This window comes from Pseudoxanthomonas sp. 3HH-4, assembly GCF_006716465.1.
GTDB lineage: Bacteria > Pseudomonadota > Gammaproteobacteria > Xanthomonadales > Xanthomonadaceae > Pseudoxanthomonas_A.
Genome location: NZ_VFPB01000001.1, coordinates 103,796 through 128,949, shown reverse-complemented (window position 1 = coordinate 128,949; position 25,154 = coordinate 103,796). Strand labels below are relative to the sequence as shown.

Genomic DNA, 25,154 nt, shown 5'->3' with positions numbered 1-25,154 from the left:
CGATGATGCGCCTAGCTTGGTAGTCCTTCAAGCCGGAAGCCGGCGCCACGGAGCAGTCCCATGCAAAACGAAACCAGGAAACAATGGTGGCAGCAGCTGGGAGGCATGAGCCAGGGCATGCTGTTCCTGCAGGGTCATGTCGTCCATTCCATCGCGCCTCCGCAGGCACAGGAAGACCACCCCCACCACGTGCATGATGCGGCGGGCACGGTCCGGCACCGGCGTGCCCTGGAACGACTCAGTGCGCGTCGGTTGCGCACGATGACCTCGCTGTCGTTGTTCCGCTGACCAGCGTCAAGGAAAGATCTCCCTGTAGGAGCGACGTGAGTCGCGACCGGAATCCTTCCGTTCTCGCGAACTGTCCGGTGGCCAAGCCGTGCGGTCGCGACTCACGTCGCTCCTACAACGGGCTGCGGGATGCGTTCTGACTCACGCCCTCACGTACACCCAGGCATCGCGGCCGGACGCCAGGCGCACTTGCACGCGCCGGTAATCCGCGACCTCGTATCGGTCGGCGGCTGCGAGTTCTTCGGCGCTGATGCGGAAGACGGTGCCGGCCACTTCGTCGGTCGGATCGCCGCTGGGGCTGACGATGGGATGGAAGCGTTCACCGCTCGCAGCCAGCACGGCAGGGTCGGTGATCTCCACCATCGTCCGCGTATAGCCGGGCATCGCATCGGGTTCGCCCTCGAGCCGGCGGCCGAACGACGACCGCTGCACGCTCTCCAGTTGCAGCGTGCCGTACGAGAAAAGGAGGATGTTGCGGGCGTCGTCCATCGAGTCGGAACGGATCCTGTAGAAGGGGTTGCCCAGCCATTCGGATGTTGAAAGCCAGCCCCGACCTGGATGCACGCGATGTCATGCTGTCGCGGCTGAAGCCCCTCCTACAGTGGAGATCGCAGACTGGAAACACAACGCCCGGCAAAAGCCGGGCGTCGGATGCAGCGGTGAGGCGCTGGACGTCAAGCAGACAGCGTCGCGAGCGTGTCGTTGAAGGTCTTGCTGGGACGCATCGCGGCCGCGGTCTTGGCGATGTCGGGATGGTAGTAACCACCGATATCCAGCGCTTTGCCCTGCGCGCCGTTCAACTCGCCGAGAATCGTGGCTTCGTTGTCGGCCAAGGCCTTCGCCAGCGGCGCGAACTTCGCCTTCAGCTCAGCATTCTCGTCCTGCGCAGCCAGGGCCTGCGCCCAGTACAGGGCCAGGTAGAAGTGGCTGCCACGGTTGTCGAGTTCGCCGACCTTGCGCGCGGGAGAGCGGTTCTCGTCGAGGATGCGGCCGTTGGCCACGTCCAGCGCGTTGGCGAGCACCTTCGCTGGCGTGTTGAGGTAGCGCTGGCCCAGATGTTCCAGTGATGCCGCCAGCGCGAGGAACTCGCCCAACGAATCCCAGCGCAGGTAGTCCTCTTCCAGGAACTGCTGCACGTGCTTCGGCGCGGAACCGCCGGCGCCCGTCTCGAACAGGCCGCCGCCGGCCATCAGCGGCACGATCGACAGCATCTTCGCACTGGTGCCCAGTTCCATGATCGGGAACAGGTCGGTCAGGTAGTCGCGCAGCACGTTGCCGGTCACCGAGATGGTGTCCTCGCCCTTGCGGATGCGCTCCAGCGACACCTTCATCGCCTCGACCGGCGGCAGGATGCGGATGTCGAGATTGTCGGTGGTGTAGTCCTTCAGATAGCGCTCGACCTTGGCGATCACCTGCGCGTCGTGCGCACGGTCCTTGTCCAGCCAGAAGATCGCCGGCGTCCTGCTCAGGCGCGCGCGGCCCACGGCCAGCTTCACCCAGTCCTGGATCGGCGCGTCCTTGGCCTGGCACATGCGCCAGATGTCGCCGGCTTCCACCTTCTGCTCGAACACCATCTTGCCGGCGTCGTCGGTTACGCGCACGGTGCCGTCGGCGGGGATCTGGAAGGTCTTGTCGTGGCTGCCGTACTCCTCGGCCTTCTGCGCCATCAGGCCGACGTTGGGCACGCTGCCCATCGTGGCCGGGTCGAACGCGCCGTTGGCGCGGCAGTCGTCGATCACCGCCTGGTAGATGCCGGCGTAGCAGCGGTCGGGGATGACGGCCTTGGTGTCCTGCAGCTTGCCCTCGGCATTCCACATCTTGCCGGAGTCGCGGATCATCGCCGGCATCGAGGCGTCGACGATCACGTCGCTCGGCACGTGCAGGTTGGTGATGCCCTTGTCGGAGTTGACCATCGCCACGGCGGCGCTGTCGGCATAGACTGCCTGCAGGTCGGCCTTGATGGCCTCCTGCTGCTCCGCCGGCAGTGCGCCCAGGCGGCCATACAGATCGCCGATGCCGTTGTTGGCATCGAAGCCGATCTGCTCCAGCACGGCGGCATGCTTGGTCAGCGCGGCCTTGTAGAACTCGTTGACGACCACGCCGAACATGATGGGGTCGGAGACCTTCATCATCGTCGCCTTCAGGTGCAGCGAGAACAGCACGCCCTTCGCCTTGGCATCCGCGATCTCGGCGGCGACGAACGCGGCAAGCGCCTTGCGGCTCATCGAGGCGGCATCGACGATCTCGCCAGCCTTCACCTTCACCTTGTCCTTCAGCACGGTGACCGTGCCGTCGTTGGCAACCAGTTCGATCTTCAGCGCACCATCGGCCGTCAGCGTGGCCGATTGTTCGCTACCGAAGAAGTCACCGGCGGCCATGTGCGCCACGTGCGATCTCGAATCGTTGCTCCAAGCACCCATGCGATGCGGATGCTTGCGGGCGAAGTTCTTCACCGACAGCGGCGCGCGGCGGTCGGAATTGCCTTCGCGCAGCACCGGGTTCACCGCACTGCCCTTGATCTTGTCGTAGCGTGCCTTGGCGTCCTTTTCCTTGTCGTCCTTCGGCTCGTCCGGGTAGTCCGGCAGCGGGTAGCCCTGGGATTGCAGCTCCTTGATGGCGGCCTTCAGCTGCGGCACCGAGGCGCTGATGTTGGGCAGCTTGATGATGTTGGCTTCCGGCTGCGTCGCCAGCTGGCCGAGCTCGGCCAGGTCGTCGCTGATCTTCTGCGCATCGCTCAGGTATTCGGGGAACTGCGACAGGAGGCGGCCGGCCAGCGAGATGTCGCGGGTCTCCACGGCGATGCCGGCGGGCGCGGTGAACGCTTCGACGATCGGCAGCAGCGACTGGGTGGCGAGGAACGGGGCTTCATCGGTGAGGGTGTAGATGATGCGGGGCGTATCCGACATGGGGATCAGGACTCTCGACAAGGGGCGATGGGGAAATCAGCACGCCATTGTCGCGCGCCGCCGCACGCAGGGCAAAACGAGGGGGTATGGATGCGGGTGTCGCGTGCCGCACCTGTCCCGGGACAGGGGGGTCGCGGTCGGAGCGGTTGCGGCCGAAACAGTCCGCCCGTCCAAACGCCACGCAAAAAAAGCGGGCGTGGATTCCTCCACGCCCGAGCTTGCCCCACACACGTGGGAGAGAGACTTGCCTTGCGGATTACTTGACTTCGATTTCCTGGGTCATGCCGACCGGCTGGCCGTTCAAGGTCACGTCGACCTTGTACTTGCCGGCGGGCCAGGCGTTGGTGTTGGTGAACTCGATGTTGGTCGTATCCACGCCGCCCGCCACGACACTTGCCGTCTGCTGACCGGCCACCTGACCGTCCTGGAACGTCAACTTTGCGTCGATCGCAGCGTTGGCCGGCGTTGCGGCATCGGTCTTCACCGACACGATGATCTTGTCCTTCACGCCGAACATGCCCACAGCAGCAACCGACTTGTCCGCGGCGGCAGTGTTGCCCACAGTGACGCTGGTGGCGCTGACCGGCATCGGGGCAGGCATGGGCTCGGCCGGTGCTGGCGCGGGCTCGACGGCGGCCGGCGGCGCAACGACGGGTTCTTCCTTCTTCTTGCAGCCTGCCACGGCGATGGTGCCAACCAGCGCAATGGCCAGGGCGTAGGAAATACGATTCTGCTTCATGGGTTCAATCCTTGTGGATGAAGTGGGGTGGCGATCAGGCGTCGGCGGGCTTCGGCGGCAGCTTGATGACCTGCCCGGGGAAGATGCGGTCGGGATCGTCGATGGTGTCGCGGTTGGCTTCGAAGATCTGCTTCCACGCATTGGCGCTTCCGAGATGCTCTTTGGCGATCTTGGAGAGGGTGTCGCCCTTCTCGATGGTGTAGGTCTGCTCTCCGACGATTTCGGCAGTGCTGTCTACGCGAGCCGTTACACCGGAGAAATCAGCCTTCTCCACTTGGGGAGCCGTGCTGTCTACGCTGGCGGTGACGCCAGAGAAGTCGGCCTTCTTTTCTGTGCTCATTGCAACCACCCTTCCTGGCGGGCTGTGGGATGAGCAAGCGTTGCACGTACGTTGTTAAGAAACCATAGCGCGGGCGTGAAATCGCCTCAATTGTTAGGTGAGTAACTTTACTGTCGTATGTCGCGCTTCATGAGCGGTGCATTCATGTCCGACGTTGCCCGCCACGGGTTGATGTCCAGGCCGCCGCGCCGTGTGTAGCGCGCTTCGACGGACAGCGACGAAGGTCGGCAGTGCGCCATCACGTCGTGGAAAATCCGTTCGACGCATTGTTCGTGGAATTCGGCGTGGTCGCGGAAGCTCACCAGGTAGCGCAACAGCTCGACACGGTCGATGCGCGGGCCGCGGTAACGGATCACCACCGTGGCCCAGTCGGGCTGGCCGGTGACGGGGCAGTTCGACTTCAGCAGTTCGGATGACAGTGCTTCTTCGACCTGCTGTTCTGGATCGGCGGCGAGAAAATCGGCGCGCGGTGGACCGTAATGGTCTATCTCCACGTCCAGCCCGTCGATCGATTCACCCTCCGGCGCGTCCGCCATCGGCGGCAGGCCGAACACGACCTGCACGTCGGCACCCGCGCGCGCCGACAGATCGGTGGCGATGCGTTCCAGCACGGCGGCGTCGCTGTTGAAGCGGGTGCTGTTGAGCGAGTTGAGGTAGAGCTTGAGCGACTTGGATTCGATCAGGCATGGCGAGGTGCACGGCACGGTCAGCGTGGCGGTCGCCACGTGCGGCTTGCCGCGGGCATCCAGCCAGCTCAGTTCATAGCCATGCCAGCGGTCGTGGCCGACGAAAGGCAGGGCGTCGGCGGCGATGCCGATCTCGTCCCGCGCGCCTTGGCGTGCGATGGGGAACAGCAGGGTGGGGTCGTAATGCGCGGGATACGCGACCTCGCGACCCAGCGAGGAATCCTGGGGGGTGTTGTTCATACCGCCATTTTACGGACGGGGCCTAAAGCCGGGGTGTATAAGGGCGGCGTCTCCAGGAAGGACGCGACCATGCGATCACTGCTGTTGCCGTGCCTGTGCCTGCTGCTGTCCGCCTGTGCCAGCGGCCCTGTCATCGGCAGCGGTCCGCCCACGGATGCGCTGTCCGACGATGGCCTGGTCCGCCCACAAGGCGACGCGCCGGTGACGATGCGGGTGGGCCAGGTGCTTGAGATTGCCTTGATGGCCAATGCCAGCACGGGCTACCAGTGGGAATTCACGTCGGACGGAGCACCGGTGCTGTCGCGTACCACGGGCCCGGCGACGCCGCCGCCCATGGATACCCAACCGCCGATGCCGGGCGCACCATCGCTCGCGCGTTGGTGGTTCCGCGCGGACAAGGCGGGCGAGGCCACCGTGCGGATGGTGTACCGGCGCTATTGGGAAACGGTACCGCCGGCGGAAGCAGTCGAATACAAGGTGATCGTTCGCTGATCCACTTCGCCGGACATGACGGTCGCAGCGTTCGATCTCGGCTTGGCTTCGATGTCCTCGCAAGGCAAAGTGATCGCTCCCCCGAAGGCCAGGGAGGCCGTCATGACTCCGCATGCATCCGCTTTCTGGCTGGCGTTGATGGTCGCAACGCCTGTCGTGGCGCAGACCCCGCCCGCGGCACCCGCGCCCATCGTGCCGCCGGTCGCTGTCCCCGTGGCCGACCCGGCATTCACCACCTGCATCACCACCCTGCGCGGCGTTGCCGAGAAGCAGGGCGTCACGACCGCCAACTTCAACACGTACACGAAGGACCTGGCTGCCGACATGAGCGTGCTGGACCTGCTGGACGCACAACCGGAATTCACCACGCCGCTTTGGGACTACCTGGCTGCCCTGGTCGATGACCAGCGCGTGGCGGATGGGCAGGCGATGCTGACGACGCATGCGGAACTGCTGGGTCGTGTATCGCAGGCCTATGGCGTGGACCCTGCGACCGTCGTCGCCGTGTGGGGCGTGGAGAGCGACTACGGTCGCGTGTTCGGCAAACGTCCGCTGCTGGTGTCACTATCTACGCTGTCGTGCTTTGGCCGGCGGCAGGCGTTCTTCCGTGGCGAATTCCTGACCACGCTGAAGCTGCTGCAGGCGGGCGACGTGCGGGCGGAAGGGTTGAACGGCTCGTGGGCCGGCGCATTCGGCCATACGCAGTTCATGCCCAGCACGTACGAACGCATTGCGGTCGACTTCGACGGCGATGGTCGCCGCAACCTGATCGACAGCATTCCCGACGCACTGGCATCTACCGCGAACTACCTGGTGAAGTCCGGCTGGCGCACCGGCGAGCCGTGGGGTTATGAGGTGAAGCTGCCTGCCGGCTTCGACATCGCGCAGGCCGGACGCACGAACCGCAAGCCGCTGAGCCAGTGGTTGGCGCAGGGCATCGTGCGCATCGATGGCCAGCCGTTGCCGCCGGATGACCGCAATGCCGCGGTGCTGGTGCCGACGGGTGTCGCGGGTCCTGCGTTCGTGGTGTTCAAGAACTACGACGCGATCTATTCCTACAACGCGGCGGAAAGCTACGCGTTGGCCATCGCGCTGCTGGCCGACCGCCTGCGCGGCGGCACGGGTCTGGTCACGCCCTGGCCGACGGACGATCCCGGCCTGGGGCGTCCGGAACGCCGCGCGCTGCAAACCCTGCTGCTCGCGCGGGGCCACGCCATCGGTACCCCGGACGGCATGATCGGCACGCAGACGCGGCGCGCCATCGTCCTGGAACAGCAGCGGCTGGGCCTGCTGCCGGCGGACGGCCGGGCCGGCACGAAGATCCTCGCCGCACTGAGGGCCGAAGGTCCACCCGTCGCACCGCCGGAGCCGCCCCGGCCATGAATGCGCTCCCCGAAGGTGTGATCCGTGAGGCCTGGCAGGGCATCGATGTGCTGCGTGTGGAAACACCGTACTCCGTCGCCCGCCTCAGTCTGCATGGCGCGCAGGTGCTGTCGTTCGTGCCAACAGGCTTCGATGACCTGCTCTGGCTATCACCCAACACCGCATTACCGCCGAAAGCGATCCGCGGCGGCGTGCCTGTCTGCTGGCCATACTTCGGCAGACAGGGGCAGCCGGACGACGCCCCCCAGCACGGCCACGCACGCCTCTCGCGCTGGCCGCTGACCGACGTGCGGCGCGAGGCCGATGGCAGTGCCGTGCTGAAACTCGCGCTGCCGCTGCGCGACGGCGTGCCGCTGGAACTGCAGATGTCCCTGCACATCGGGCGCGAGCTGCGGCAGAGCATCGACACCCTGCATCGTGGCGACGCACCGTATCGACTGACGCAGGCCCTGCATACCTACTTCCACGTCGCCGATGCAATGCAGGTGCGCGTCACGGGGCTCGACGGCCTGCGCTACGACGACAAGTACGATCGCGGCACGCACGTGCAGTCCGGCGACTGGTCGCTGCACGACCCGCGCGATCCCGGCCGCAGCGACCGCATCTATGCCGGCACCGGACACCGTTTCGATCTGCTTGATCCCGCAGGCGGTCGCCGCATCCGGCTGGACACCTTCGGCAGCCGCTCGCTGGTGGTGTGGAATCCGGGCGAAGCCGGCGCGCGCGACATGGCCGATCTACCCGACGCGGGATGGCGGAACTTTGTTTGCCTGGAAGCCGCGAACGCCAGCGGGGACGCGATCGAACTGGAGCCTGGCCAGCGGCACCGACTGAGCCAGGTGATCTCGGCGAGTCCCTTGTAGGAGCGACGTGAGTCGCGACCGCGGACCGTCCGCCGCAACTTCTTTTGACGGCAGGCACGATTCCTGCGGCCCGTCGATCTTCGTTTGCGTAAGGCTCGCGGTCGCGACTCACGCCGCTCCTACAGGGCCCGCCATGGAGCGTGGCATGGCCTACACTTGCGCACCCTTCCGCCTGTCTCGGTCCCGTGAACGCCGAATCGCACGCACAACCCGGCCGTCGCGCCGCGCTGATCTTCATCTTCATCACCGTGCTGATCGACGTGCTGTCGTTCGGCGTGATCATTCCCGTCCTGCCCGGGCTGGTGCGCCAGTTCACGGGTGGTGACTTCGCGCAGGCGGCGTGGTGGGTAGGCGTGTTCGGCATGCTGTTCGCGGCCATCCAGTTCGTCTGCACGCCGATCCAGGGAACACTGTCGGACCGCTTCGGTCGTCGGCCGGTGATCCTGCTTTCGTGCCTGGGGCTGGGCATCGACTTCATCCTGATGGCGCTCGCCCAGTCGTTGCCGTGGTTGCTAGTGGCGCGCATCTTCTCGGGCGTGTTCTCGGCCAGTTTCACCACGGCCAATGCCTACATCGCCGACATCACGCCGCCGGAAGGCCGGGCGAAGGCCTTCGGCATGATCGGCGCGGCGTTCGGCGTCGGTTTCATCATCGGCCCGATCATCGGCGGCGAGCTGGGCGCCATCGACCTGCGCCTGCCGTTCTGGTTCGCGGCGGGCCTGGCGCTGCTGAACTTCCTGTACGGGTACTTCGTGCTGCCGGAATCGCTGCCGAAGGAGAAGCGGACCGCGACGTTCGACTGGGCGCATGCCAACCCGGTCGGATCGATGGTGTTGCTGAAGCGCTATCCGCAGGTGTTCGGGCTGGCCGCGGTGGTGCTGATCGCCAACCTCGCGCACTACGTCTATCCGAGCGTGTTCGTGCTGTTCGCCGAGTACCAGTATCGCTGGAGCGAGCGTCAGGTCAGCTGGGTACTGGCGGCGGTGGGGGTGTTCAGCGTGATCGTGCAGGCGGGCCTGGTCGGCCGTGTGGTGCCGAAGTTCGGCGAGCGCCGCACGCTGCTGTTCGGCCTGGCCTGCGGCGTGGTCGGTTTCTTCATCTATGGGGTCGCGGACGTCGGCTGGATGTTCCTGATCGGGTTGCCGATCAGTGCGCTGTGGGGGCTCGCAGGTCCGGCCACGCAGGCGTTGATTACGCAGCAGGTGGGTGCCGACGTGCAGGGTCGCATCCAGGGGGCGTTGATGAGTCTGGTGAGCCTGGCTGGCATCGTCGGGCCGATGATGTTCGCCGGTACGTTCGCGTTGTTCATCGGCAAGCAGGCGCCCGCGCACCTGCCCGGCGCGCCGTGGCTGCTGGCGGCGCTGCTGCTGGCCGTCGGCTGGCTGGTGGGCTGGCGCTTCGCGCGGCCCTCGCGAACGCCCGCAGCCGCCCCGTGACGAAAAAGGAAAGCCGCCCTGGGGCGGCATTCCTGTAGGTAACGATGCAGCCCGGAGGTCAGTCGTTTTCGACGTGGATGATCTCGCCGGTGTTGGCGGCCAGATGGATCTCCACATCGTTGCCGTCGGCGCGTTCGGCCTCGGCCTTCCACACGCCGTCATCGAAATCCACATCGTGGATCTTGGAGTAGCCGGCGGCGGTCAGCTTCGCCTTCACATCGTTCTCGCTGAGGTTGGATACCAGTTTCTCGGCGACCACGTCGCCACTGGCGGGGTTCACGCGTACATCCACGCGGTCACCGTTTGCGCTGGTGGCATCGGTCTCCCACTGGCCGTCCTCGAAATCGAGATCGTCGATGTTGGTGTAGCCCTTCTCGGTCAGCAGCGCGCGCACCTGCGGCTCCTTCAACGCATCCTTGCCGGCGGTGGGGGCCGGCGCCTGCGCGAAAGCGGCACCGGAAAGGGCGGCGAGTGCGGCCAGGGTCAACAGACGGTGGCGGTGACGGATGGTCTGCATGGGATTCTCCTGCAAGGGTGTAGCGGCGATGCTGCCCACACCCGCATCACCCCCGGGTGAATTCGACGACTTCAAACTGAACACTCCACGCCGCTTTCATTTGCATGAGTGGCGCGCGAACGCCGGCATTCGCTATGCGCGCCGCCACACCAGCAACGTGACCACGCCGGCGAGCAGTCCCCAGAAAGCCGATCCGATGCCGGCCAGCGACAATCCGGAGGCGGTCACCAGGAAGGTGACCAGCGCGGGTTCGCGATCGGACTCCTCGCGTAGCGCGGCGGCAAGACTGTTGCCGATGGTGCCCAGCAGCGCGATGCCGGCGATGGCCAGGATCAGTTCCTTCGGGAAGGCGGCGAACAGTGCCGCCACCGTGGCACCGAACAGGCCGACGACGACGTAGAACACCCCGGCCGCAATGGCCGCCACGTAACGCCGTGAGGCGTCCTCGTGCGCTTCGCGGCCCATGCAGATCGCGGCGGTAATCGCGGCAAGGTTCAACGCGAACGCGCCGAACGGTGCGAGCAGAAGGTTGGCGACACCGGTCCAGCCGACCACGGGCGAGATCGGGATCGCATACCCGGACGCGCGGATCACCGCCACGCCCGGTACGTTCTGGGAGGCCATGGTCACGATGAACAACGGGAGCGCGATGCCGGCCACCGCGGCCAACGAGAAGGTGGGCGCGATGAAGATCGGCTTCGCCAGTTCCAGCGCAAGCCCGTTCACGCGCAGCAATCCGAGCCCGGCGGCGAAGGCGATGCCGACCAGCAACGTCAGGATCACCGCATAGCGCGGCAGCAGGCGACGCGCGAGCAGGTAGACGACGAACATCGTCAGCACCATGCCCAGTTGCGTCTTCATCGCGCCGAACGCCTCCAGGCCGAAGCGCAGCAGTACGCCAGCCAGCATGCCCGACGCCAGCGATACCGGGATGCGGCTGATCATCCGTTCGAAGAAGCCGGAGAAGCCCGCCAGGCAGATCAACAACGCCGACAGCATGAAGGCGCCCACGGCATCAGACAGCGGCAGCCCCGCGGCGCTGCTGATCAGCATGGCGGCCCCCGGCGTGGACCATGCGGTCACCACCGGCATGCGGTAGCGCAGCGACAGGCCGATGCAGGTCAGGCCCATGCCCAGGCCGAGCGCCCACATCCAGGAACTGATCTGCGCCGGTGATGCGCCCAGCGATTGGGCCGCCTGGAAGACGATGACGGCGGAACTGGCGAAGCCGACCAGCACCGTGACGAAGCCGGCTGCAATGGCGGAGAGGGAAAGATCTTTCAGCAGGTGGCGGGGTGGGGCGTTCATGCGTTCTGCCGTTCCTGTAGGAGCGACGTAAGTCGCGACCGCGAGAATGGAATTACCTTGTTGCTGTTTGCCCGATGAAGCTACAGGGGCTTGCGGCGTGCGGTCGCGACTTACGTCGCTCCTACAAGAGCCTGACGCTTGTTTGCGGCCTCGCACCAGCGCTTGGCGACCGCCAGCGACGTGGTGCAGACCGCCTCGTCGGTGACGGTGGTGACGGCGCGTTCCAGAAGCTGGATGTCGGCCTCGTGCTGGCGTGCGACGTGCGGGTTCTCGAAGAAGATCACGCGCTGGCAGCGGTGTTCCAGCACGCGGTCGGCGATCTGCGCGTCGCCGCCCAGCGGGCCGCTCTGGAAACGCTCCACCCACGGCATGCCGGTCGGCCAGCCGCGGCTCCACGCCAGCTCGTTGAGCTGCTGGCCGGTGGTGCCCGTGGCCATGCGGTGGGCGAAACGCGACAGCACGTCGAAGTGGTCGGCCACGAATTCCACCATCTGCGGCTTCATCGCGTCATGCGCGATCAGGGCCAGGGTCTGCGTCTCCAGTGCATGGAAACGGTCCGCCCCGCGGTCCGGTGCGAAACCGGCGTGGATGCGTTCCATCTCGACCCAGTCGCGTGCCGAGGCCACGGTGGAGAGGAACGGTTTGCCGTGGATGACGCACTGCCGCTTCAGCGCCACCGCTTCGGGGAAGATCGAGGACGGATCCACGGGATCGATGAAGTAGATCGCGCCATCGAGATTCCGTTCCGCGCCTTCGAGCCCCACGACCTCCGCCACCAGCTTCATCAGCCCGCCATCGCGGCCATAGGGATAGCGTTTGAGTCCTTCGTAACCCCGCAGCATGCCGGCGGCGGCGATCGCATCGTGCGTGCGTCCCACGGCATGCAGGCCCAGCTGCAGCTCGCGGATGCCGGGTTCGCTGGCGCGCAGCCAGCGGAACAGCGCGGCGTCTTCGGTGTGGTGATGCAGGCGGTTGGCGGCAAGGCCGAGGCGCATGGGCGGATCGTGTGGGAGGTGAGCGGCGAGTCTAGCGTAGGGCGGGCTCAAGCCCGCCACGGTGGTCGCCACGCATGAGCGAGCGGTGCGCGGCTCCGCGACACGGTGGGCTTGAGCCCACCCTACGCCAGCAGCAGCGTCGCGATGCTGCCCGCCGCGTCGCGCCCCTCGGCCACTGCCGTGACCACCAGGTCCGCGCCACGCACCGCATCGCCGCCGGCGAACAGCTTCGGGTTGGTCGTCTGGAAGGCAAGGCGGTTGCCGCCGCCGACCACGATGCGCCCGTTCGGTGTGCCTTCCACGCCCTGTTCGGCCAGCCATGCCGGCACGCTGGGCGAGAAGCCGAACGCGATGATCACCACGTCGGCCTCCAGCACCGACTCGCTGCCTTCGATCGGCACCGCGCTCTGGCGTCCGCGTTCGTCCGGCTCGCCGAGTTTCGTCTCGACGACCTGCACGCCGGCCACCATGCCGTCGTCGCCGGCCAAGACGCCCAGCGGCTGACGGTTGAACAGGAAGCGCACACCTTCTTCGCGCGCATTCGCGACCTCGCGCGCGGAGCCGGGCATGTTCGCTTCATCGCGGCGATAAGCGCAGGTGACCTTGGCCGCGCCCAGGCGGATGGCACTGCGCACGCAGTCCATGCCGGTGTCGCCGCCGCCCAGTACCACCACGCGCTTGCCGTGCAGGTCGGGCAATGCCAGCTTGTCTTCCCAGCCCGCGATCGGGCGTCCCCATGGATCGCTGCCGCCGACGATGCGGCCGTTCTGCACCAGGAAGGGCAGGGCAGGCAGCACGCCTTCGAGATCCTGTCCTGGCAACCCGCCGTCGGTGTAGCGATAGGCACCGGTGCCGAGGAAGACGGCGTCGTACTCGTCCAGCAGTTGCTCCAGCGTCACGTCGCGGCCCACGTCGACGCCCAACCGGAATTCGACCCCCATGCCCTCCAGCACCTCGCGCCGCTGCGCGATGACGCTCTTGTCCAGCTTGAAGCTGGGAATGCCGAACTGCAGCAGGCCGCCGATCTGCTCATAGCGGTCGTAAACCACGGCCTGGATGCCGGCGCGCGCCAAGCGGTCGGCGCAGCCCAGGCCAGCCGGCCCCGCACCGATCACCGCCACGCGCTTGCCGGTCGGCTGCACGTCGCTCAGGTCCGGGCGCCAGCCGTTCGCCAGCGCGGTGTCGACGATGTACTTCTCCGCCGCGCCGATGGTGACGGCGCCGAATTCCTCCAGCGTGCAGCTGCCCTCGCAGAGGCGGTCCTGCGGGCAGACGCGGCCACAGACTTCAGGCAGCGGATTGGTGGAATGGCACAGCTCGGCGGCTTCCTCGATGCGGTTTTCCTGCAGCAGCTGCAGCCACTGCGGGATGGCGTTGTGCACCGGGCATTTCCAGCTGCAGTACGGGTTGCCGCAATCCAGGCAACGGCCGGCCTGGTACTGCGCTTCCTCCTTGCCGAACTTGCCGTACAGCTCGCCCCAGTCACCGGACGTGCGCAGTTCCAGCGGAATGCGCTGCGGCATCGTCCGCGGCAGGTCGAGGAACTGGAATACGTGCTTCTTGCTCATGGGGATTGCCTCGGCCCCCTCCCCCGTTCACGGGGGAGGGTTGGCGTGGGGGGGAGACCGGAACCGGGATCGAGTTGAGGCAGCACGCGTTTCGAGTGTCGGCTTCGAGCCGGGATCGGGCGACCGAAGGCACGGGCGTCGGCTTGCCCCCATCCAAACCTTCCCCCGCGCGCGGGGGAAGGGGCAGTTTCCCGATGACGAGTCGCACTCATGCCGCGCGCCTCAAGGTTTCGTTCAACGAGTCGATGCTCGCCGCCTTCGGCTTCACCAGCCAGAACTTGCCCACGTAATCGCGGAATTCGTCGAGGATCTGCTGCGCCCAGATGCTACCGGTCAGTTCGCGGTGACGGCTGATCAGCGTGTGCAGGTGCTGGCGGTGGCTCTCGAAGCCCTCCGGGCTGATGCGGTGGATATCGATGAGTTCGTGGTTGTAGCGGTCGACGAAATCGCGATCCAGATCGAGCACGTAGGCCAGGCCGCCGGTGAAGCCGGCGCCGAAGTTCAGGCCCACCTTGCCCAGCACCAGCACGATGCCGTCGGTCATGTACTCGCAGCAGTGGTCGCCCGCGCCTTCGATCACGGCCAGCGCGCCGGAGTTGCGTACGCCGAAGCGCTCGCCGGCACGTCCTGCCGCGAACAATTCGCCGCCGGTGGCGCCGTACAGGCAGGTGTTGCCGATGATCGGCGTGTTGCGTGCCTCGAAGCGCGCGCCGCGCGGCGGACGCACGACCAGCCGGCCGCCGGCCATGCCCTTGCCCACGTAGTCGTTGGCTTCGCCTTCCAGCTCCATCAGCAGGCCACCGGCGTTGAAGGCGCCGAAGCTCTGGCCGGCGCTGCCGCGGAAGCGCAGGTTCAACGGCGCGTCGGCCATGCCGTGGTTGCCGTGCACGCGCGCGACGGTGCCGGACAGGCGCGTACCGATGCTGCGGTCGGTGTTGTGGATGAGGAAGCGATGGTCGCCGCCGCTCTTCTTCCGGATCGGCTCGGCGAGCAGGCCGTCGAGCTGGGTGGCCAGACTGTCAGGCGACTCGTACAGGCGCTGCGCAGCGCAGGTGCCGCTGTCGACCTTTGCGCCCTTCAGCAGGCGCGACAGGTCGACGTTCACGCCTTCGCGCGGCGACACCTCGATCTGCTGCAGCAGGTCGGTGCGGCCGACGATCTCGTCCAGCGAGTGCGCGCCCAGGTACGACAGCCACTGCCGCACCTCTTCTGACAGCAGGCGGAAGAAGTTCTCCACGCGCTCCGGCAGGCCGGTGAAGTATTGACTGCGCAGGCGCTCATCCTGCGTGGCCACGCCGGTGGCGCAGTTGTTGAGGTGGCAGATGCGCAGGTACTTGCAGCCCAGCACGATCATCGGGCCCGTGCCGAAGCCGAAGCTGTCGGCGCCCAGCAGCGCAGCCTTCACCACATCCAGGCCGGTCTTCAGGCCGCCGTCGGTCTGCAACACGGTGCGGTCGCGCAGCTGGTTGACCACCAGGGCGTGATGCGCCTCGGCGACGCCGAGTTCCCACGGCACGCCGGCGTAGCGGATCGAACTGACCGGGCTGGCGCCGGTGCCGCCGTCGTGGCCGGAGATGGTGATCAGGTCCGCGCCCGCCTTCACCACGCCTGCGGCGATCGTGCCCACGCCTGCGTGCGACACCAGCTTCACCGACACCAGCGCGGTCGGGTTGACCTGCTTGAGATCGAAGATCAGCTGGGCGAGGTCTTCGATCGAATAGATGTCGTGGTGCGGCGGTGGCGAGATCAGGCCGATGCCGGGCTTGGCGTAGCGCAGGCGCGCGATCAGCTCGTTGACCTTGTGGCCGGGCAGCTGGCCGCCTTCGCCGGGCTTGGCGCCCTGGGCGACCTTGATCTGCAGCACTTCGGCGTTGACGAGGTATTCCGGTGTAACGCCGAAGCGGCCGGACGCGACCTGCTTGATCTTGCTGCGCTTCTCGGTGCCATAGCGCGCGGGATCTTCGCCGCCTTCGCCGGAGTTGCTGCGGCCGCCCAGGCGGTTCATCGCGATGGCGAGCGCCTCGTGCGCCTCCGGCGACAGCGCGCCGAGCGATATCGCCGCGGTGTCGAAGCGGCGAAGCAGGTCGGAAGCGTCAGCCACCTCGTCCAGCGGCGTCGGTGTGTCGGCCTTCTTCAATTGCAGCAGATCGCGCAACGCCGACGGCGGCCGCGAGTTCACCGCATCTGCATAGGCCTGCCAGTCGCGGGCGTCGCCGGTGCGCGTCGCGCGCTGCAGCGTCATCACCACGTCCGGGTTGTACATGTGGTACTCGCCACCGTGCACGTACTTCAGCAGGCCGCCGACTTCCGGCGACTCGCGGTCGTTCCAGGCACGCGCGTCCAGCTGGCGGGCTTCCAGGTCGAGCCGCTCGAAGCCGACGCCGCCGATCCGCGACGGCGTCTCGGCGAAGCACAGGTCGACGACCTCCGGATCCAGCCCGACGATCTCGAACAGCTGCGCGCCGCGGTAGCTGCTGATCGTGCAGATGCCCATCTTCGAGATGATCTTCGACAGGCCCTTGTAGATGCCCTTGCGGTAGCTACGGCCGATCTGCGTTTGCTCGCCGCCCTTCTTGATCTGCAGGATGCCGCGCCGGCCCAGGTCGAACAGCGTCTGGTAGGCCAGGTACGGATACACCGCGGTGGCACCCACACCGATCAGGCAGGCGATGTGGTGCGGGTCGCGCGCGGTGCCGGTCTCGACGATCAGGTTGACGTCGCAACGCAGGCCTTCGCGGCACAGATGGTGATGCACCGCGCCGGTGGCGAGCAGGGCATGCACCATCGGCCGGCCCTGCTGCGGGCGGCGGTCGCTCAGCACCACCATCACCATGCCCTCGCGCGCGGCCTGCGCCACCTCGGCGCTGATGCGCTCGATGGCGGCCTTCATGCCTTCAGCGGGGTCGTACGACAGGTCGATGTAGCGGTGCTTCTGGTCGTACGGCGCCATCTTCACGATCTGCCTCAGCTTGCGCTGGGACAGCACCGGCGAGTTGAGGATGATGTGGTGCACCGTTTCCGGCCCGGCGTGGAAGATGTTGGTCTCCCGGCCGAGCTGGGTGGTCAGCGACATCACGCAGTCTTCGCGCAGCGGATCGATCGGCGGGTTGGTGACCTGCGCGAACGCCTGGCGGAAGTAGTCGTACAACGGCCGTGTCTGCCGGCTCAACACGGCCATCGGCGTGTCGTCGCCCATCGAGCCGGTGGCTTCCTGCTCGGTCTCCGCCAGCGGGCGCAGCACGCCTTCGACTTCCTCCGACGTCAGCTGGAACAGCTTGTGGTAGCCGCGCAGCGTCTTCTCGTCGAACGGCGCATCGGTCAGCGACGGATCGATCAGCTCGGTCTGCAGGTAGGTGACGCCCTGGTGCAGCCACTGCTTGTAAGGCGCGCGGCCGCGGTTGATGCGGTCCACCGCCTCGCTGTCCAGCAGGTCGCCGCGCTTGAGATCGATCGCCATCATCTCGCCCGGGCCGAGCTTGCCCTTGCGGGTGACGCGCTCGGCCGGCACTTCCCACACGCCGGCTTCGCTGGCGACGATGAAGTGGCGGTCGCTGGTCAGCATCCAGCGCGCGGGGCGCAGGCCGTTGCGGTCGAGCGTGCAGGCGGCGTAGCGCGCGTCCATCGAGACGATGCCGGCCGGACCGTCCCACGGTTCGGTGTTGAGGCCATAAAACTCGTAGAACGCGGCCAGGTCGGCGTCCTTGAATTCCAGCGACTGCGTGGCCGGCGGCACCAGGATGCGCAGTGCCTGGATCAGCTCCATGCCACCGGCGACCAGCAGCTCCAGCATGTTGTCCAGGCTCTGCGAATCCGAGCCGTGCATCGAGATGACCGGGTCGAACTCGCCGATGTCGAAGCGCGGCGTCTTCCACACCTTGCTGCGCGCCTGCGCCCAGCGGCGGTTGCCCTCGATGGTGTTGATCTCGCCGTTGTGCGCCAGCAGGCGGAACGGATGCGCCAGCGGCCAGCGCGGCAGCGTGTTGGTCGAGAAGCGCTGGTGGAAGACCACCGCGCTGCTGGCCAGCTCGGCGCGCTGCAGGTCGGGGTAGAAGGTCGACAGCTTGTCGGGCAGCACCATGCCCTTGTAGCCGATCGCATGCGGCGACAGCGTCACCACATAGAAATCCGGCACGGACGTGCGTAGCTGCTGTTCGCTGCGGCGGCGGGCGAGGAACAATGCCAGCGTGAAGGCGTCGTCGCCCTGGTCGTCGCCCGCTTCGACATACAGCTGTTCGATGCGCGGCAGTGTGTCCTTGGCCAGCTGTCCGCATACCGCGTCGTTGGTCGGCGGCACGCGCCAGCCCTTCACCGCCACGCCGGTGCGGAACAGTTCCGCTTCCAGGGTGGCGCGGCACTGCGCGGCGAGCGCGTCGTCGTGCGGCAGGAAGACCAGGCCCGCGGCGAAGCGCGCGCCCAGGGTGATGCTGGCTTCCGCGGCGAGCGCACGCAGGAAGGCCTCCGGTTTGCGGATCAGCAGGCCGCAGCCGTCGCCGGTGAGTCCGTCGGCGGCGACGCCGCCGCGATGGGTCATGCGCGACAGCGCGGCAATGGCGGTGTCGACCAGCGCGCGCGACGGCTGGTCGTCCAGTTGCGCGATCATGCCGAAGCCGCAGGCGTCGCGTTCGTCGTTGGGGTCGTAAAGACCCTGGTCAAAGCCGCCTTGGCGATTGCGAGGGGCCATGTCTTGCCTCAAACCGGAGTGACGGCGACACCGTGCCCTGCCCGCGCAGCGGCACTTCGAAATGTCACCGGAAATCCGACTAGACCATAGATGTTGCGACGCCGCAACAACACCTTTTGCGCGCCACTGGATGGTTGCAAAGGCAACTTTTCGCGAGCTGAAAACGCGTCCTTCCGACAACAAAAAACCGCCCGCGTTTCGGCGGGCGGTTTTTGTTACCCAGGATGCGCAGCGGGGCCTCAGCCGCAGTTGACCGAGGTCGCGGCACCCTTGTCGTCGAGGATGATGTTCAGCCGGTCCGGGTTGAAGTCCATCGTCGCCGCGTCGCCCGGCTTCAGGGCGCGCACGGATGTCGACTTGCTGTCCGTCTTCGCCTGCTCGATGTCCTTCTCGCTGGGCATCTTGCCGATGATCCACTGCGCCTGGGTGTCGTCGCAGGTGCCGGCGAGTTCGGTCGGCGCCGGTTCCGCGGGCGGTGGCGTGGCGGCCTCGCTGGCGGCGGCCTGGGACTGCTCCGCGGCGGCGGTCTGCTCGTCCGTATCGGGTGCTGAACACGCGGCCAGTGAGAGGGTCAGCAACAGGGCGGGGATCGCCATTCGGATCATGCGGAACTCCGGAAGGATGGGTCTGGAGGAAAGATTACGTATCTGACATTCGAGAGTCGTTAACCGATCACGGGACGGCGGCGTTCCAGCCACCACAGCAGGCCGGCCGCGAGCAGGAAGCCGAGGAACCACGGCCACGCGGCACCACGGGGACCCTGCGTTGCCAGCCCCGTGGCAGCCTCGCCCGTCGACGGTTTTGCCGCCAGGCGCCCGGTCTGTTCGCGCACGGCCATGGCATGCAGCGATGGTGCGTCCCCTGCCGCACGCACGTGGAAGGGCGCACTTGCTTCGCCCATCGTCAGCTGGTGCCAGCCGGCCGTGCGGGGCCAGAATCCGCCGCAGCGGGCCGTGCCGGTGGCGGAATCGCGCAACACGCGGGTGATGGTTCCATCCGGCGCGGTCACCAGCGCGTCGTCGCCGAGGCCGCAGAGCGCCACGCGCTGCGAGGCACGCGCGTCGTCGGGTACGACCAGAGCCGCGTCTGTCGTCGTGCGCGCGAGCGTGCCCAGTGCCTGCGACCACAGCGCGCCATGTGCGTCGGCATGTCCGGACAGCGCCAGCGTGTAGGTATCGGTCGGCGTCCATGCCGCGATGCGCCCGCGGCCTTCCGCGCGCCACCAGGCGACCGCGGTGCCGTCCGCGTCGCGCAGCAGCGTGATCGCCTCCGGCGACGCCGTCCGCAGCGCCCGTCGCGTCAGCGTTGGCAGTCCCGCCGGCACGGCATCCGCGTCGACCGGTGCCTCCGTGGTGCCCGCGCCGCGTCGCGCACGCCAAGCGTCGTCATCGGGGGCCGGACGTGGCAGATGGAATTCGGAGTCGCCATTGCCGGCCAGCGACAGGCCGAGCAGGCGTTGCGCACCCGGCGCCAGCGCGCCATCGACACGCACCAGCAGGCCCAGGCCGTCGCGGATGGCCGCGGTGAGGGCCGCGCGCTGGCCGTCGCCGAGCGCCGCGGCGCTGCGTGCATCCAGCAGCACCACGTCGAACCGGCGCAACGTATCGGCCGTCATCGGCAGCGGCGTATCGCCGAGTTGCAGGCCGCCGCCCACACTGATCTGCAGATGCAGTGGAATGCCGGCATCGGTGGCCCAGCGGCGCAGGTACTTCCACTCCGCATTGGGCGCTCCCGCCAGCGCCCACACGCGCGGTGCAGGTGCAGACTGCGTCCACACAGGCATGATCGCGGTGTCGACGACGACACGCTTCGCATCGAGCACCTCGATGCGGAACTGCGACGGACCCGGCAGGCGCGCCAGCCCGTCTAGACGGAAGCCGCCCCGCGCATCCGGCGTCGTCGCACTGATGCGCTGGCCGGCCGGATCGCGCAGCACGATCGTCGCTTGTGGCAGATCGTGCACGCGACCGCTGACGATGAAGGTCGCGCCGGGGGCGACCGGCGCGATCGGTGCCAGTTGCACGATGCCGCGCGGTATCGGCGCGGCGGTGAACGTCAGTGCGCGGTCGCCGAGCGCATCGCGGTCGCGTGCTTCCAGGCCGGCACCCACGATGTGCAGTGCGCGCGCTTCCGGATGACGGCGGAGCGCGGTGCCCAGATCGGGTACGCGTTCGGCATCGACGTTGGCCGGCGCTTCCGGCAACGCGACGCGCAGCTGGCGCCGCAGCGTCGCGGCCAGGGCGACATCGTCCGCCCGCGCCGTCATCACCACCAGCGTGCCGGTGGTGGCGGTCTGTCGCGGTGGCAACAGGGTGAAGTAGAGCAGCAGCGCGACCGCCGGCTGCAACAGGCACAGCAGCACGAAGCGCGTCGGCGAACCTCGGCGGTCATGCGGTGCGCTGCGACGCCACAGGGCGAGGCGCAGCCACGCCATCACCACGGCGAGCGTCAGCAGTACGGCGAGCAGCAGCGGCAGGATGGCGACCAGATTCATCGCACCGGCTCCTGCCGCAGGGCATCCAGGTAGCGGCGGCCCGTGGCGTCCGTCGCCTCGCGTCTCGGCACCTGTGCGGGCGGCTGCGCCGAGGCCGCCCACAGCAGCGCACGCAACCGTTGCCGGCAGGACGCGCAGGCTGGATCGCCGCGCACTTCGTCGATGGCGGCGAACAGGTCGAGCGCATCCGGCACGCGCGCCTCGTTGCTGCGCAGCCATGCCTGCAATGCATCAAGGTCGGCGGCATCCATGGGCACGCGGTCGTTCGCCAGCGCGGCCCAGGCACGCGTTGGCGCCGGCGCATCGTCTTCCTGCAGGCGCGCGAGTGGTCCGAGCGCGCGCGGCGCGATGCCCTTGCGGTCGCCGCCGAGCCGGCGCGTCTCGTCGATCGGTGGCAGTTCCGGCCCCACCCGCGCCAGGTAGATGCGCGTGGCCTGCTGCACCTGCTTGATGTACTCCAGGGCCTTGTAGGCGAAGGGCAGCGCCTGGTCCGGATGGCCCTGGCGCAGGTGCAGTTCCGATTGCCACATCTGGTCCAGCGCCTTCTTCAGGGTGGCGCGTGTCTCCGGATCGAGCAGCGTCGCGGCTTCAGCGTGGTCGTGTGTGTGGCCGTAAGCTTCCAGCACGTCGGCTTCGCGGCCGAAGCTGGCACCGGTCGCGCTGGTGGCCTCGCCATGACCATGGCCGTCATCGGCCTGCACGGATTCGCCGGCATGGTCGTGGCCGTCGTCGTCCGTGTGGCCGTCGTCCGTATCGTTGGTCGGCGGCGGTTGCGGCTCGCCCTCGGCCTCTTCGCCGAGGAACTGGCCGTAGCGCAGCCGCAGGATGCGCTGGTCCACGCCGATGGTGTCGGAGCGTTCGACGAAGCGCTCCGCCGGCAGGCTGCGCTTCTGCTTCTGCAAGGCCTCGGCGTCGATGATGATCTGGCGCTGGCTGCGGAAGTAGGCCGGCATCACCTTCTTCACCAGGCCTTCCAGCCCCGTGCTCTCCTGGCCCAGGTCGGCCGGCCAGCGCAGGATCAGCCCTGGACTGCGCGCGCGCTGTGGCGAGGGCGAACGCGTGTCGTGCACGGTGAGCTGCGCGATCAGGTCGTCGCCCACGGCCATGCCGAGGGCCTTCAGGTCGAGCGACGCACTGAAGCGACGGGATGTCGCCGGCCCTGTACCACGCAGCGTCATCACCTGTTCCTTGAAGGCGATGTTCTCGCCGCTGCCTTGCGCGAGCGTCAGCTTCAGCGTGGCGGTTGGTGCGATGCCGTAGTCGTCGCGGGCCTCGAAGGCGAGCGACCATGGTGTCTGCCCCACGGTCACCAGGCTGAGTCCGCGATCCGGGGCCAGCACCTTCACTTCCGGCACGCGGTCGGCGATCGCATCCAGCCGGCGCAGCTTCGTCGGTGGCTGGCCCTCGGTGCCGGCGGCGACCACGCGATACAAGGTCGACTTGGCCAGCACGTAGGTCGCCTGCCAGGTATCGCCGTCGCGGGCCAGCGCGATCCGCCGCCCGTCATGGAAGACTAGCGCCGCCGCGGTCGGTTGTGGATCGAAGCGCAGCGTCCACGCCAATCGCGAGCCGGTCGGCGCCTTCGCGTCCAGGGTGGCTTCGTCGTGCGCCGCGATGCCGGTGTAGGCGGGTGGCGCCACGTGCAGGCGCTGGGCGACGAGATGCGGAATGCCCGACGCAGTGGGGGCCGGTTCGTCCGTGGGCTGGAGCGCACCGGGCTCGCCTGCGCGACCGGGCCATAGCAGCGCGGTTGCGATCACGACCGTCGCCGCTATCCACAGCGCCGCGATGCGCGCCCATGTCCACGGGGTACGCAGGTCCGGCGCCGGCTGTGTGCGCAGGCGTTCGCGCACGCGTGCCTGCTGCAACTGCTGCAGGGCCGACAACGAAGCAGGCGGTGTCAGCAGCAGGTCGGCGCTGTCGTCGAGATCCTTGCGCCGCGCATCGAGCTGCCGCACCAGCCAGGGGGTGTCGAAAGCGCGCGTCCGTCGCCAGGCGAGGACCGCGAGCAGCGCGATGCCCATGACGACGATCGGGAGCGCGAGAGCCGGTGACGCGGCGCGCCACAACACGCCGCCGACTGCCACAGGGATAGCCGCACCCAGCAGCACCTGGCCGAGCAGCGCATGCCGGCGCACCTGCACCAGACGGTCGGTCGCCGAGAGCGTCACGGCGCCGCGCTCCGCATGCGTCGCGTCGCCATCCAGCGTTCCACCAGCACCAGCAGGGCGATCAGCAGCGCCAGCCACGGCTGCAGGTCGCGTGGCGCGACGGGATAGGTTTCGCCGCCGGTCACCGGTGCATAGTCGGTGGCCCGCACACGACGGGGTGCCGCGACAGGTGCATCGAACAGGGCGCGCAGGCGTTGCGCAAAGTCGGCCTCGACCAGCGCCGGCATCGCATCGGGTCGCAGCGGCCGGGTGAAGCGCAGCACGCGTCCCTTGCCGCGGATGGCCGATTCGACCACGGCGGCGCCGTTGGCATCGCGCCACGGTGTCGCGTCCGGCGCAAAGCCGTCGAGCGAGCCGTCGTTCGCCAACAACGCCGTTCCGCCCGACGCGATCCACTGCACGACCGATGTGGGCACCGGACCGGGGACCAGCCAGATCAAAGGACGCGTATTCGCAGGCAAGGCATCGTCACGCGCGCCGATCTGCAAGGGTGATGGTCTGTTGGGATCCGGCTGCCAGGCGAGCGCGGCAGCGCGCAGGTAACGCAGGCCGGTGTCGTTGCCCGCTTCGTGGCGCACGACGAGCGACGGAGGTGCCGACGGCGGCGCGGGGGACGCCGGCATCGCGCCATCGACCACCACCCACCTCACCGCGCGCGACAGCTTCGGCCGTTCGGCATCCACGCCTTGCAGCGTCGCAGGTACCACCACGGTCAGTGGCGTATCGGCCGGCAGTTCGGCGTCCAGTTGGCGCAACAGGCTGGCGATGGCGGGCGTTCCGCCGGGGACGGGTTCGTCCAGCGACGGAAAGCCGGGTGCCAGCCAGTGCAGGCGCGCCTTCCGATCGTCGATGTCTCCATGGGCCGTCGCGATATCCACACCAGGCACGGCGATGACCCACGGACGCGTATCGTCCATACCCGACAGCACCGGTCGGGCCAGCCAGAGCGCGAGCAGGGCGAGCAGCAGGACTCGAAGCAGCAGCAGCGGCCATTCGTCGAAGCGGATCCGGTGGCGGGGCTTCGGCTTCTGCCGCAGCCAGCGCAGCGCGGCGAAATCGGTGGGCGTCTGCTCGTGCCGCCGCGCGAGGTGCAGCAGCAACGGCACTAGCAGTGCGGCAAGCGCGGCCAGGCCGGCCGGCAGCAGGAGCGCCAGGTTCATGCGTACTCCGCCGCGTCGCGCGCGCCGAACAGCCGGCGCAGCGGCAGGTCCAGCGGCTGGTCGGTGTAGTAGCGCTCGTGGCGGATGCCGCTGGCGTCGAGCCGCGCATCCAGCAGGCGCTGCGCTTCGGCGAAACGTGTCAGGTAATCGGTGCGCAGCGCGGCGGCATCGCCCAGCAGTTCCTCGCCGGTTTCCGGATCGCGGAAGCGATACCCGCCGGTGTAGGAGAAGTCGCGCTCATCCGCGGTCAGCAGCTGGATTGCCAACACCTCGCGCCGTGCGGCGGCGAGCCGTTCCACCAGCACCGGCATGGCGTCATCGAACCAGTCGCTCAGCACCAGTACCAGGTGGCCGGCACCGATGCGTTCGAACACCGGGCCCAGCTTTTCCTGTGCGGGGAATGCGCCGCCCGCGCGCAGGCCGTGCAAGGCGAGCAGGAGCTGATCGCGCTGGCGCGCACCGTTCCCCGGCGCAACCAAGCGCACGCCATCGCCATGCAGCACCAGCAGGCCGAAGAGGTCGCCCTGGCGCAGCGCGAGTTCGGCAATGCAGGCGGCCAGCTGGCGCGCGGCATCGAAGCGCGTACCGCGCTCGCCATCGCGCTGCGTCATCGAGGCGGTCGCATCGAGCACGATCCACACCGTCAGCGGACTCTCGCGCTCGGCTTCGCGCACGAAGAAGCGGTCCGAGCGCGCGTACAGTTTCCAGTCTATCTGGCGCAGTTCGTCACCCGGTTCGTAGGCGCGGTACTGCGCGAACTCCAGGCCGGCGCCGCGGCTGCGGCTGTGGTGCACGCCGATCCCCTGCGCGCCGATGGCGCGGCGTGCGGTCAGCCGCAGGTCCTTCAACCGGCTGCGGACGTCGGCGGGGATCAGGTCGTGCGCCAC

General features: G+C 67.9%; 20 protein-coding genes. 5 read left to right on the top strand and 15 right to left on the bottom strand.

What is annotated here, in order from left to right; all coding sequences use genetic code 11:
• Nucleotides 1–60: 60 nt before the first annotated feature.
• The gene (locus FB548_RS00520) at nucleotides 61–288 is read left to right on the top strand and encodes a hypothetical protein (RefSeq protein WP_142122830.1); all 228 of its coding nucleotides are present in this window, start codon (nucleotides 61–63) and stop codon (nucleotides 286–288) included.
• A gap of 141 nt (nucleotides 289–429) precedes the next feature.
• Here the strand turns inward: FB548_RS00520 and FB548_RS00515 are convergent, their stop codons facing one another.
• The 5 genes from FB548_RS00515 to queF form a co-directional block, all read right to left on the bottom strand.
• Nucleotides 430–777: a gamma-glutamylcyclotransferase family protein gene (locus tag FB548_RS00515; protein ID WP_142122829.1), complete on the bottom strand. Its 348-nt coding sequence runs from the start codon at nucleotides 775–777 to the stop codon at nucleotides 430–432.
• Between the two features lie 185 nt (nucleotides 778–962).
• Entirely contained in the window at nucleotides 963–3,194 is a 2,232-nt protein-coding gene (locus FB548_RS00510) for an NADP-dependent isocitrate dehydrogenase (protein WP_142122828.1), read from the bottom strand.
• 256 nt (nucleotides 3,195–3,450) lie between these two features.
• Entirely contained in the window at nucleotides 3,451–3,933 is a 483-nt protein-coding gene (locus FB548_RS00505) for a hypothetical protein (RefSeq protein ID WP_142122827.1), read from the bottom strand.
• Between the two features lie 34 nt (nucleotides 3,934–3,967).
• Nucleotides 3,968–4,273, bottom strand: a complete 306-nt coding sequence (locus FB548_RS00500; RefSeq protein ID WP_142122826.1) for a LysM peptidoglycan-binding domain-containing protein — start codon at nucleotides 4,271–4,273, stop codon at nucleotides 3,968–3,970.
• Nucleotides 4,274–4,380: 107 nt separating this feature from the next.
• Nucleotides 4,381–5,199 carry an NADPH-dependent 7-cyano-7-deazaguanine reductase QueF gene (queF, locus tag FB548_RS00495; RefSeq protein ID WP_142122825.1) on the bottom strand — a complete coding sequence of 273 codons (819 nt, stop codon included), beginning with the start codon at nucleotides 5,197–5,199 and terminating at the stop codon, nucleotides 4,381–4,383.
• Nucleotides 5,200–5,268: 69 nt separating this feature from the next.
• Here queF and FB548_RS00490 point away from each other — a divergent pair, with 69 nt between their 5' ends.
• From FB548_RS00490 to FB548_RS00475, 4 genes are all read left to right on the top strand, one after another.
• Nucleotides 5,269–5,691, top strand: coding sequence for a protease inhibitor I42 family protein (locus tag FB548_RS00490; RefSeq protein ID WP_185741923.1), 423 nt, complete (start codon nucleotides 5,269–5,271; stop codon nucleotides 5,689–5,691).
• A gap of 102 nt (nucleotides 5,692–5,793) precedes the next feature.
• On the top strand, nucleotides 5,794–7,074 hold the full coding sequence (locus FB548_RS00485) for a lytic murein transglycosylase (protein ID WP_255470247.1): 1,281 nt from the start codon (nucleotides 5,794–5,796) through the stop codon (nucleotides 7,072–7,074).
• Nucleotides 7,071–7,937 (top strand): D-hexose-6-phosphate mutarotase, encoded by an 867-nt coding sequence (locus tag FB548_RS00480; protein ID WP_142122823.1) that lies wholly within the window; start codon nucleotides 7,071–7,073, stop codon nucleotides 7,935–7,937. The genes FB548_RS00485 and FB548_RS00480 overlap by 4 nt, the downstream gene beginning before the upstream one ends.
• A 185-nt stretch (nucleotides 7,938–8,122) precedes the next feature.
• Nucleotides 8,123–9,373, top strand: a complete 1,251-nt coding sequence (locus FB548_RS00475; protein WP_142122822.1) for a TCR/Tet family MFS transporter — start codon at nucleotides 8,123–8,125, stop codon at nucleotides 9,371–9,373.
• Nucleotides 9,374–9,431: 58 nt separating this feature from the next.
• Here the strand turns inward: FB548_RS00475 and FB548_RS00470 are convergent, their stop codons facing one another.
• The 10 genes from FB548_RS00470 to FB548_RS00430 all read right to left on the bottom strand — a co-directional run bounded on the left by FB548_RS00470 (nucleotide 9,432) and on the right by FB548_RS00430 (nucleotide 25,154).
• Nucleotides 9,432–9,890: a PepSY domain-containing protein gene (locus tag FB548_RS00470; protein WP_142122821.1), complete on the bottom strand. Its 459-nt coding sequence runs from the start codon at nucleotides 9,888–9,890 to the stop codon at nucleotides 9,432–9,434.
• A gap of 132 nt (nucleotides 9,891–10,022) precedes the next feature.
• The gene (locus FB548_RS00465) at nucleotides 10,023–11,198 is read right to left on the bottom strand and encodes a benzoate/H(+) symporter BenE family transporter (protein WP_142122820.1); all 1,176 of its coding nucleotides are present in this window, start codon (nucleotides 11,196–11,198) and stop codon (nucleotides 10,023–10,025) included.
• A 110-nt stretch (nucleotides 11,199–11,308) separates the two neighbouring features.
• Nucleotides 11,309–12,193: a methylglyoxal synthase gene (locus FB548_RS00460; protein ID WP_142122819.1), complete on the bottom strand. Its 885-nt coding sequence runs from the start codon at nucleotides 12,191–12,193 to the stop codon at nucleotides 11,309–11,311.
• Nucleotides 12,194–12,315: 122 nt separating this feature from the next.
• Complete coding sequence (locus FB548_RS00455) at nucleotides 12,316–13,761, bottom strand: FAD-dependent oxidoreductase (RefSeq protein WP_142122818.1); 1,446 nt, start codon at nucleotides 13,759–13,761, stop codon at nucleotides 12,316–12,318.
• Nucleotides 13,762–13,969: 208 nt separating this feature from the next.
• A complete protein-coding gene (gene gltB / locus FB548_RS00450) occupies nucleotides 13,970–18,442 on the bottom strand; it encodes a glutamate synthase large subunit (protein WP_142122817.1) in 4,473 nt (1,490 codons plus the stop codon).
• A 239-nt stretch (nucleotides 18,443–18,681) separates the two neighbouring features.
• Nucleotides 18,682–19,047: an I78 family peptidase inhibitor gene (locus FB548_RS18710; protein ID WP_221625890.1), complete on the bottom strand. Its 366-nt coding sequence runs from the start codon at nucleotides 19,045–19,047 to the stop codon at nucleotides 18,682–18,684.
• 59 nt (nucleotides 19,048–19,106) lie between these two features.
• Nucleotides 19,107–20,936 (bottom strand): carboxypeptidase regulatory-like domain-containing protein, encoded by a 1,830-nt coding sequence (locus tag FB548_RS18705; protein WP_185741921.1) that lies wholly within the window; start codon nucleotides 20,934–20,936, stop codon nucleotides 19,107–19,109.
• Nucleotides 20,933–23,107, bottom strand: coding sequence for a DUF4175 domain-containing protein (locus tag FB548_RS00440; protein ID WP_255470245.1), 2,175 nt, complete (start codon nucleotides 23,105–23,107; stop codon nucleotides 20,933–20,935). Before FB548_RS00440 ends, FB548_RS18705 begins: the two co-directional genes overlap by 4 nt.
• Nucleotides 23,104–24,267 (bottom strand): BatA domain-containing protein, encoded by a 1,164-nt coding sequence (locus tag FB548_RS00435; protein ID WP_142122816.1) that lies wholly within the window; start codon nucleotides 24,265–24,267, stop codon nucleotides 23,104–23,106. The genes FB548_RS00440 and FB548_RS00435 overlap by 4 nt, the downstream gene beginning before the upstream one ends.
• Entirely contained in the window at nucleotides 24,264–25,154 is an 891-nt protein-coding gene (locus FB548_RS00430; protein WP_142122815.1) for a DUF58 domain-containing protein, read from the bottom strand. The genes FB548_RS00435 and FB548_RS00430 overlap by 4 nt, the downstream gene beginning before the upstream one ends.